Origin of the sequence: Flavobacterium sp. (assembly GCF_039930565.1) — a bacterium.
GTDB lineage: Bacteria > Bacteroidota > Bacteroidia > Flavobacteriales > Flavobacteriaceae > Flavobacterium.
This window is the reverse complement of the sequence record NZ_JBDTTP010000043.1, coordinates 26,278-36,319: the sequence shown is the minus strand read 5'-3', so window position 1 is coordinate 36,319 and position 10,042 is coordinate 26,278. Positions and strand designations below refer to the sequence as shown.

Sequence of the window (10,042 nt, the reverse complement as noted above, 5' to 3'; positions counted from 1 at the left end):
TTTCTTTAAAAAGCAAAAGATTGCAACGGATAGCGGGAATAAGCTCCTGATAATTAAACACATAGATTGTAACAAGAAAGTTTAATCAAATCGAATCGCTTTGACTGGAGAAATCTTCGTTATGATATAGGAGGGAATTAATAACACTACAAAACAAACTATTATTGTAAGCAAATTTAATAAAATAACATATCCCCAGTTTAAATAAACCGGCGCTTGGTTTACATAATAATTTTCAGGATTGAGTGAGACAACCCCGAATTGTTGCTGTATAAGCAATATCGAAATTCCGATTAAGTTACCCCAGAATACACCACGCATTATAAGATAGAAGGCATTGTATAGAAATATTTTGCGTATGACCCAGTTATTGGCTCCCATTGCTTTTAATATTCCTATCATCTGGGTACGCTCCAAAATTAATACCAATAGAGCTACTACCATATTAATTGTTGCCACTAAAATCATAACTCCCAAAATTACAATAATATTAAAATCGAAGAGTTGCAACCAGTCAAAAATGTAACTGTATTTTTCTATTATAGTTTTAGTATCTAAATTAGAAGAGGTTTGTTCGTAAATTTTATCGCCTGTTTCCTTAATTTTATCAAAGTCTTTTACAAAAACCTCGAAAGCACCAACCTGGTCTGGTGCCCATTTATTGATTCTTTGAATATGCCGAATGTCTCCTAATATATAAGTTGCGTCGAAATCCTGAAATCCAGAATTAAAAATACCGGAGATTTTGAATCGGCGACTGTTGGGCATTTTACCTTGTTCTTCTTTTATAAAGAAAGTATTAAACTGGTCTCCTACTTTTAAACCTAATCTGTTGGCAAGAAAACTGGAGATAATTACATCTTCATTCAGCTTTTTGGAAAAATCAGGTAATTTACCTTCTACCAGGTACTCCTTTATATTGTTCCAATCGTAATCTGCTCCTACTCCTTTGAAAATAATTCCTTCGAAAGCATTTTCGGTTCTGATAATTCCGGCCTTACTTGCGATTGCCTGTATGTGTTTTACATCCGGAACCGATTTGAAATCAGGATAGAAATTTTGTTTTTTTGAAATTGGAACAAAAGTTACCTCAGAATTGTTGTTATCATAATTAGAGATAATAACCTGACCATTGAAAGCAGATACTTTTTCGCGAATTTTTTGCTGTAAACCAATTCCAGTTGCCACTGAAACCAACATCATTATAATACCAATTGCAATAGCTGAAATGGCAATTTTGATGATTGGCGCTGAAATACTGCTTTTATAGTTTTTAGCAGTGATAAGTCTTTTTGCTATGAAGTATTCTAAATTCAATTTACAGTAGTCTATAATATTAACTTCAAAAATACATTTAAAAAAAACAAAAATGAATTGTTCCAAATAACAATTACAAAATATTTAAGTTAAAGAATCTTTTAAAGCGGGAGTTTCCTTTTCATTTCTTCAACAATATTATATGCTGCAGGACAAATGGCAACATTTTTCAATGTCAGGTCTGTAATTTGGTTAAATTTCTTTCGGTCTGTATGTGGAAACTCCCTGCAGGCTTTCGGACGAAAATCATAAATCATACAGTAATTCTCATTATCGAGAAAAGTACAAGGCACGCTTTGCAACACATAATCCTTGTCCTCGTCAATTTGCAGGTATTGCTCGATAAATTGCTGTGGCTTTTGCCTGAACGATTTGGAAATTCTTTCAATATCTGCAAAAGTAAACAGTGGGCCTGTAGTTTTACAACAATTAGCGCATTGCAAACAATCTGTCTTTTTAAATTCAGCATTGTGCAAGTCCTGCATTACATAATCTAAATTTTTTGGCTGTTTCTTTTTAAGCTTATCAAAATACTTTTTGTTTTCGATATGCTTATCTTTGGCTAGCTTTTGTAAGTTATTTAAAATTTGTTTCAAGTTCAGATTTTAAAGTTGAACTGCAAAATTAAACAACTTATACTTGAAACCTTTAAATTTTGAATTAAAATAAGATGAAAGACCTTTTTGGGAAAGCGATATATGATTTTCAAACCAATAATTCACCGGAAGACCTTATTACCGAAACTTCAATTTCTGAAGAAGATGAAATGAGTGTTGCTTATTTGTTTCGCTCTTATAACGAAATGCCACTAATAGAGCAAAAATCGTTGCAATTAGCTTTTGGAAAAGTTTTAGATGTTGGTTGCGGTGCGGGAAGCCATAGTTTGTCGTTACAAAATGATCGGAATTTGAATGTTACTTCTATTGACATTTCTGAAAAAGCAATTAAAACTTGTCAGCTTCGCGGTGTAAAAAATGCTTACGTTCAGAACATTTTAGATTTTGATGGAGAAAAATTCGATACTATTCTTTTACTTATGAATGGAACGGGGATTTTTGGAAAGTTAAACAACTGTAATATCTACTTATCCAAACTAAAATCTTTACTGAGTCCCAGCGGTCAAATCTTAATTGACAGTTCTGATATAATTTATATGTTTGATGAAGATGAAGATGGTGGAAAATGGATTCCTTCAGACAATAAGTATTATGGAGAACTTACATTTACAATTTCCTATAAAGGTGAAAAAGAAGATACATTTGAATGGTTATATTTAGATTACAACACACTACAAAATGCCGCTATAGCTAACGGTTTAAAATGTGAACTTGTTCTCGAAGGCGAAAATTATGATTATTTGGCGAAACTTTCTATTTAAACTAAAATCACTATAACTAATGGAAAACATCGATTTAGAAAAATTAAAATATCCAATAGGAAAATTTATTGCTCCTGAAGATTATACTTCTGAGTATATTTCGAACAAAATCAAGGAAATTGAATCATTCCCTGAAAGATTAAAATCAGAAACAACACATTTAACAGATGAACAACTTGATACACCCTATCGTCCTAACGGATGGACAGTACGTCAGGTAATTCACCATTGCGCCGAAAGTCACATGAACTGTTATATTAGGATTAAATGGGCATTAACAGAAAATAATCCTGTAATAAAAGCGTACGATGAAGTCTTATGGTCTGATTTACCTGATGGATTAAAAATGCCAATTGAACCAACAATCACTTTATTAGAAGGATTACATTATCGACTAGGATATATTATGAGAAATTTATCCGAATCCCATTTAGAAAAATCATTCATTCATCCATCGAACAATTCAGAAAACAAAATACAACAAATCATTGGTACTTATGCCTGGCATGGAAATCATCATTTGGCACATATAACCACATTAAAAAAATATAAAAACTGGAAATAATTTTGCCATATCAATAGATCAAATAAATATTGTTTCTTTTTTACACATTGTATACAATCATTAATCAAAAAAGCTCTTCAAACGAAGAGCTTTTTTGATTAATGATTAAGGTATATTTAGATACTTATGCGTTTGGAGTGAAACTCTCCATTTTGGATTGTTCATTACATAATCAACAATTAATGGTGTCATTTCTTCTTTTTTACTCCACTCAGGCTGAAGAAATAAAATTGCATTGTCATTTACTAATTCTGCTTGTTCTTCTGCAAAAATGAAATCATGCTTATTATGAATAATTACTTTTAACTCGTGAGCATTATCATAAACCGTTTCAGTTGGCAATTTATTCTTTTTTGGTGAAAGACAAATCCAATCCCAAGTTCCCGATAATGGATATGCACCAGAAGTTTCAATATGTACTTTTAAATTTTTATTTTTTAATTCTCCTGTAAGCAAAGTCATATCCCACATTAAAGGCTCACCACCGGTAATCACTACTGTATCAGCATAACTTGAAGCATTTTTTACAATTAAATCCACACTCGTTGGCGGATGTAATTCAGCATTCCAACTTTCTTTCACATCACACCAATGACAACCTACATCACAACCTCCAATTCGTATAAAGTAAGCAGCAGTTCCTGTATGGAAACCCTCTCCCTGAATAGTATAAAACTCTTCCATTAAAGGCAACATTGCTCCCCTATTTACCTCTAATTGTATTTCTTTTGATAACATTATTTTATTTTAAAGTGCAAAGATAGTCAATTAAATACGGAACATAAAAAAACCGATAGTCATTGACAACTATCGGTTTTATATTTAATTTTAATTATTTAATTATTTCAAAGCTTTCACAGATTGAGCAGCATATGTATTAGCAGGATCTAAAGTTAAAGATTTATTGAAGTATTCAACCGCTTTCGCTTTATCAGTATTAGCATAACTTGCTCCAATACTATTATAAGCTTCTACGATTTTTTTAACAGTAGCAGGTTTAGCTAATTCTTCAGCTCCTTTGGCTGTTGTTTTAGTAACATACTCTTCGTAGTTTTTAATGATTAAATCATCTTTTTCCAAAAGATTATTGATTCTTCCTTTATATAAGTAAGCTTCATCATAAGTTGGGGAAGCAACCAAAATTCTATCAAAGGCAGCATCAGCTTTAGCTAACGAAGCAGCATCCACTGGTGTTCCAGTTGCTCTGTTAACTTGCGCATAGTAAAGGGCTATACCGTAGTAAACATTATCGTTTAAGTAATTTTTTGATTCAGCATTATTTGCTGCGAATTCATAAAGAGCTGCGGATTGCTGGTATTGTCTTTTATCAAACATAACTTTTCCTAAGTCTCCAATATCCTCTACAGCCAAAGGCTCCATTTCAATAGCTTTCTTAATATCTACCAAACCAGCTTCAAATGCTGCTGGCTCAACAATACCTTCAGCATTAGTACCTTTTTTAATTCTTGCAAATCCTAAGTATAAATAATCTTTTGCAATTGCTTTATTAGCAGGATTCTTAGTAAAATCTTCTAATGACTTAATTGCAACATCAATATTTCCATTTTCGTAAGCTGAATATCCCAAATATCTGTAAATTCTAGGATTAACTTCTTTTAAAGCAGTCATCTTATTCGCCTCAATTTCTAAAGCTTTATAATCTTTAACCAAGATTAAAAAGTCAGCATGACGCATTCTAGAGTCTAAAGAATAATCCGTTAAAGTCATGTACTTTTCATAACTTTGAATTGCTTTTTGCATGTTTTCTTTTGAAGTAGCTGGTTTATTTCTTCCCCAATTGTAATAGGTCTCAGCCAATTCTCTGTAAACAGGACCATAATTCGCATCTAAAGCAGTAACTTCATTAAAAGCTTTGATAGCTTCTTCATACGATTTAGCACCTTTTAGCAAAACACCTAATTGCATCTTTGCTCTTAAGAGAGTTGGATCAGCAGTAAATGCATCACGGTACGCTTTATAAGCATCATTTTGATTTTTTGCACTTTGATAAGCATCCCCGATTGCTAAAAGAGCAGTCGCGTTTTGCGGTTCAATCGCCAATGCCTTTTTTAAACTTGCAATTGCATTTGTATAATCAGGATTAGTAGAATTCGTATAGGCTTTACCAATGTAAATAAACTCTTTTACATCCTTACGTTTCATATCTTTCGTTGCCAAACCAAAATTAGTTTGTGCTGACGAAGCATTTTTTACATCAAGATCTAATTGACCTAGTCCTATATAATTTAAATTTTTATTATCTGAAGCCTCAAGACCATTTAGATAATAAATTTTCGCTGAATCAATAATAGCCTGATTATGGTAAACAGTACCTAATATGTAATTTGCCTCACCATCAGAAGGTTTAGCTTTGATAATTGATTTTAGCAATGACTTAGCTTTTTCAAATTGCTCAGCATCTATTGCTTTTTTTGCCTGGTTTAAATCTTGCGCTTTCACTACAGAAGCTGAAGCCAATAACGCAATACTAAAAATTTTAAATTTATTCATCTCTATTGTAATTAATTTATTCTTTATCATTAATAATTTGACTTCTAATCTGAAGTTTTCTACCTGGTACTCTCACAGGTAATAAACCAGATTTTAATATAATTCGTTGTCCAATATCACCAGCAATGAATGAAGAAAATCCCATTCCTAAACCTGAATAACCCTGACAATTGATGATATACAAATCACGTGCCAAAGGATATTTCATTTCTGCTATATCGTTTTGAGTGGGACTATAATATTTACTGTCTTTAAGTCCTTTTACACTTAAAACGTTTATTTTTTTCATTAATGGCAATATACTCGCAGAAGGTTGGGAAAGCCAATTTACACCTACTACTCCAATCATTCCATCATTTTCTGAAACAAATTTAATCACCTCTTCGTTTGTTTTAAAAGAAAAAACTCCTTTTGCAGGAACATCTTTTACTCCTGCTAAATCCTTCATATAACGAACAGTACTCGAATTAGGATTATCAAATACCAATCCTTTTATATTAGAATTAATTTTACCCTGCATAAAATCGATTACCGTTTTCAACGCAATTAAGGTATCATTATTGCTTTTTTTTGAAATAAATGCAATTGCATCAGTAGCAAATGGTGTTGACCTTGGAATAATCTTAAACTTTTTAAATTTTTCCTTCTCGTTTAAAGTTAAATCTCTTGTAGTGATTACCACTTCCGTTTTCTGATTTAATAAATCATTAATCAATTCGCCTTCAGACTTTGCTTTAATTGAAATTTTAGCATCATATGTTCCTTCGAAAACAGCAACCTGATCTTCTACAATTGGCTTTATAGTCTCATCAATTGTAATTTCTAAAGATCCTTTTAAAATTGATTCCTTATCAGCTTCCTTCTTGCTTTTTTGGTTGCACATCGCAAACAAAAAAACAAAAACTATTAAACCGAAAATCTTACCATATTTAAACATAACTATTCCGAATTAGAATTCAACAATCTTAAAAAACGTATACCAGAATAGACTATTAATAATATACCAAAAGCATATCTGTATTTTGGTTCCATGTCTAATGGCAGTTTTTTCCAAAACATGATCATTAAACCAAGTACAAGATAAATCAAAAAAAACAGTATTCCTAAAACAAGAAGAAATCGCTGTTTTAGCGATTTCTTCTTAATATTATTGAACCAATCTTTTAACATTATTCTGCAGATTGAATAGTAATAGGAAGAGAATAAAGTACCCTAACTTTTTTACCATTTTGTTCACCAGGAGTCCACCTTGGGCATTTCTTCAAAACTCTTATAGCTTCTGCTCCCGTACCGTATCCAATATCTCTTAGTACTTTAATATCAGTTAGCGATCCGTCTTTTTCCACTACAAAAGTAACGTAAACTTTACCTTTAAGACCTTCTTCTTCAGGAGTTTTGTAGTTATTCCCTACAAACTTGTAAAATTTCTCAATTCCTCCAGGAAAATCTGGTTTCACTTCGATACCTGCTGTGTTATACACATTGTTATCTTCTTCTACTACTGCTGCAGTACCAGTACCAACTGGTTCTTCAACAGTTAAAACTGCATCAGGATTACCTTTGATGGTCTGATCTCCAATCTTCTTATCCTTCATCTCCACAATCTTAGGTGGCTCTTCAGTGATTTCTTCTGTTTTAGCCACTACTGGCTTCACAAATTTAACCTGATCAACTTTTGGTGCTGGAGGAGGAGGAGGAGGCAAATTAGGTTTTACAACCTTTTGTTTAGGAGGCAACTTTACCGTAGTAAGCCTGATATCATTGTCTTTTTCATCAATATCATTATTAGGCAAAAGACTTATAATAAGTGGTGCTGCAACAGCTAAACTAAAAAGAACTGAACCAATGATAAGTGCTCTTACCGTAGTTTTGGTATTGGATTTTCTTAGCTCATAGGCACCATATATCTTATTTCGCCCTTCGAATACGATATCAAGCCATTGATTTTTGATTATATCTAATTTCATTTTTCTTGCTTATTAAGTTATTGACAAATAAAATTATTATTTAGCCTCTAACAGTTCTGTTTCTTTTGGCACAAAATCATTAACGATAGCGTATGTTCCAACCCCTGTAATTGCCATTTCATCTAGAATATCAACGACATTTTTATATTTGGATTTTTTACCAGGTTTTATAATAACAATAATCCCTTTGTTTTTATCTCCAGTATATTCTAATACAGACTTTTTACGCGCTAATAATTCTTTTCGAATACCATCTTTACCGTAAGCAATCTCTTTAGGACCAGCAATCGGAGTTTCTAATAATCCCATGTAGTAGATAAGTTTATTATTTTCACCCATCATAATAGTCATGGTACGTTTCTCATCTACCTTAATTGGTTTCTCAGGTTCTTTCTCATTTTTATCTGGCAAACCTAAACTCATCGATTGAGGTTTTGACAACGTAGTGGTCAACATAAAGAATGTGATTAATAAGAAAGCCAAATCCACCATCGCAGTTAAATCTACTTTTGAGTTTTGCTTTTTACTTCTTACTTTACCACCTTTTCCGCCGCCACCGTCGCCGGTATTTAATTCAGCCATTTTAGTGTATTTTTTTAATTAAAAGTCTTTCCCTCTCATACCTGTAACCAAATTAAAGGTATTGATTTTTTGATCTTGCAAAATATCCATAATTCTTTTGATTTGCGGATATTCCTCTTTAGCATCTCCTTTTATTGCAATTTGCAATTCTTTATTATCAATATCAATGGCAGCTCTTCTTGCTACTAAAAGCCAATCTTTTAATTGATTATCTAAAGAATCCAACGGAATTCCAGGTTGATTTGCTTTACTTCTGTCAGCGGATTTCATGTCTATAATCTGCTTTAAACCAGCAATAGGCATTCCAAAGTCATCCATAAGGGCAAATTTTGTTTTATCATCTTCTGAAAAATTCACGCTGTATTTTGCACCCATTCCTTCAAGAGTTCTTTTACGAATCTCTCTTCCCTTAATGTCAAAAAACACTTTGCTTTTTCCGTCTTTTCCTTTACCAACTGTAATGATTGCTAAATCCGAATCCGGTAATTTAGTCTGTACGGTAGATGATGGAGTATCAACAGGAAGTGCCTCTGGCACCTTAGCAGTAGCGGTCAAAATAAAGAACGTAAGCAAAAGGAACGCAACATCACACATGGCAGTCATATCTGTCGATGTTGACTTTTTTTTCATTTTTATTTTAGCCATTCTCTTTTATTTTATTTTGATAATTAATTATTTACCAAAAATTAATTATTGTTTCAAACTTCCTCTGAATCTTCTGTAAGTATTTACGATAGTAGTACCAGCCTCATCAATAGAGTAAGTTAAATCGTCAATTTTAGCAGTAAAGAAATTGTAAGCAACAATAGCAAGAATTGAAGTAGAGATACCTGTAGCAGTGTTAATAAGTGCCTCAGAAATACCTGTTGCAAGAGCAGCCTGATCTGGAGTTCCAGCAGAAGCTAATGCACCAAATGCTTTAATCATACCTGATACAGTTCCTAATAATCCTCCTAAAGTTCCTAAAGAAACTAAACTTGATATGATAGTCATATTTTTTTCTAACATTGGCATTTCTAAAGAAGTTGCCTCTTCGATTTCTTTGTGGATTACTTCTGAAGCTTCTTCACTGTTGAAACCTTCTTTTTTAACGTCCTGGTATTTAATCAAAGCAGATTTAATTGCATTAGCAACAGAACCTTGTTGTTTGTCACAAGCAGCGATTGCAGCTTCAATGTTTCCTTCTTTAATATTTCCTTGTACATTTTTCATAAAGGTATCTAAATTAGATTTACCAGCTGCTTTAGAAATAACAAAAAATCTTTCAATAGAAAACACAATAACCATTAAAAGCATACCTAATAATACTGGTACAATAAAACCTCCTTTATATACCTGACCTAAAGTATTTATCGGGTGACCTGTTTCTGGATTTCCCCCTTCAAAGTTTGAAGCATCCCCCATAACGAATTGCCAAATTAACCAACCAACAAAAACACATGCTACAATAATGATTCCTGAAACCATCCCTCCTCCATTTGAAGTGCTTTCTTTTTTAACTTTAACGTTTGCCATTTTTTTTAATTTTAATAGTTTTAAATAATTTTATTTTATTAGTTATATTTAACTTGTAGAAGAGCAAATTTATACGTTTAGTTTAAATAAAAAAACTTTTTTTAATTTTATTGAGGCAAATTTAACGTCAAATTAAAAAATATCACATTAATTTGCCAAAGCCCTATTTTAGATTAAACAAAATAAAACACGTTTTACGGGAAAATT

General features: G+C 32.2%; 12 protein-coding genes. 2 read left to right on the top strand and 10 right to left on the bottom strand.

Going from position 1 to position 10,042, the window contains the following annotated elements; all coding sequences use genetic code 11:
- Positions 1-81: 81 nt before the first annotated feature.
- Together ABI657_RS11955 and ABI657_RS11950 are read right to left on the bottom strand one after the other, a co-directional pair.
- Complete coding sequence (locus ABI657_RS11955; protein WP_348097494.1) at positions 82-1,317, bottom strand: FtsX-like permease family protein; 1,236 nt, start codon at positions 1,315-1,317, stop codon at positions 82-84.
- Between the two features lie 101 nt (positions 1,318-1,418).
- The gene (locus tag ABI657_RS11950; protein WP_348097493.1) at positions 1,419-1,913 is read right to left on the bottom strand and encodes a YkgJ family cysteine cluster protein; all 495 of its coding nucleotides are present in this window, start codon (positions 1,911-1,913) and stop codon (positions 1,419-1,421) included.
- A gap of 74 nt (positions 1,914-1,987) precedes the next feature.
- On the opposite strand from ABI657_RS11950, the gene ABI657_RS11945 reads away from it, so the two are divergent.
- Both ABI657_RS11945 and ABI657_RS11940 read left to right on the top strand, forming a co-directional pair.
- Positions 1,988-2,695: a methyltransferase domain-containing protein gene (locus ABI657_RS11945; protein WP_348097492.1), complete on the top strand. Its 708-nt coding sequence runs from the start codon at positions 1,988-1,990 to the stop codon at positions 2,693-2,695.
- Between the two features lie 19 nt (positions 2,696-2,714).
- Positions 2,715-3,260, top strand: a complete 546-nt coding sequence (locus tag ABI657_RS11940) for a YfiT family bacillithiol transferase (protein WP_348097491.1) — start codon at positions 2,715-2,717, stop codon at positions 3,258-3,260.
- Positions 3,261-3,365: 105 nt separating this feature from the next.
- Here the strand turns inward: ABI657_RS11940 and ABI657_RS11935 are convergent, their stop codons facing one another.
- The 8 genes from ABI657_RS11935 to ABI657_RS11900 all read right to left on the bottom strand — a co-directional run bounded on the left by ABI657_RS11935 (position 3,366) and on the right by ABI657_RS11900 (position 9,835).
- Positions 3,366-3,998 (bottom strand): 7-carboxy-7-deazaguanine synthase QueE, encoded by a 633-nt coding sequence (locus ABI657_RS11935; protein WP_348097490.1) that lies wholly within the window; start codon positions 3,996-3,998, stop codon positions 3,366-3,368.
- Positions 3,999-4,100: 102 nt separating this feature from the next.
- Positions 4,101-5,771 (bottom strand): tetratricopeptide repeat protein, encoded by a 1,671-nt coding sequence (locus ABI657_RS11930; protein WP_348097489.1) that lies wholly within the window; start codon positions 5,769-5,771, stop codon positions 4,101-4,103.
- 16 nt (positions 5,772-5,787) lie between these two features.
- A complete protein-coding gene (locus tag ABI657_RS11925; protein WP_348097488.1) occupies positions 5,788-6,708 on the bottom strand; it encodes a substrate-binding domain-containing protein in 921 nt (306 codons plus the stop codon).
- Positions 6,709-6,710: 2 nt separating this feature from the next.
- Entirely contained in the window at positions 6,711-6,941 is a 231-nt protein-coding gene (locus tag ABI657_RS11920; protein WP_348097487.1) for a hypothetical protein, read from the bottom strand.
- Positions 6,941-7,738, bottom strand: a complete 798-nt coding sequence (locus ABI657_RS11915; RefSeq protein ID WP_348097486.1) for an energy transducer TonB — start codon at positions 7,736-7,738, stop codon at positions 6,941-6,943. Before ABI657_RS11915 ends, ABI657_RS11920 begins: the two co-directional genes overlap by 1 nt.
- Positions 7,739-7,774: 36 nt before the next feature.
- Complete coding sequence (locus ABI657_RS11910; RefSeq protein ID WP_348097485.1) at positions 7,775-8,320, bottom strand: biopolymer transporter ExbD; 546 nt, start codon at positions 8,318-8,320, stop codon at positions 7,775-7,777.
- An 18-nt stretch (positions 8,321-8,338) separates the two neighbouring features.
- Positions 8,339-8,965 (bottom strand): biopolymer transporter ExbD, encoded by a 627-nt coding sequence (locus ABI657_RS11905; protein ID WP_348097484.1) that lies wholly within the window; start codon positions 8,963-8,965, stop codon positions 8,339-8,341.
- A 45-nt stretch (positions 8,966-9,010) separates the two neighbouring features.
- Positions 9,011-9,835 (bottom strand): MotA/TolQ/ExbB proton channel family protein, encoded by an 825-nt coding sequence (locus ABI657_RS11900; protein ID WP_348097483.1) that lies wholly within the window; start codon positions 9,833-9,835, stop codon positions 9,011-9,013.
- Positions 9,836-10,042: the final 207 nt, after the last annotated feature.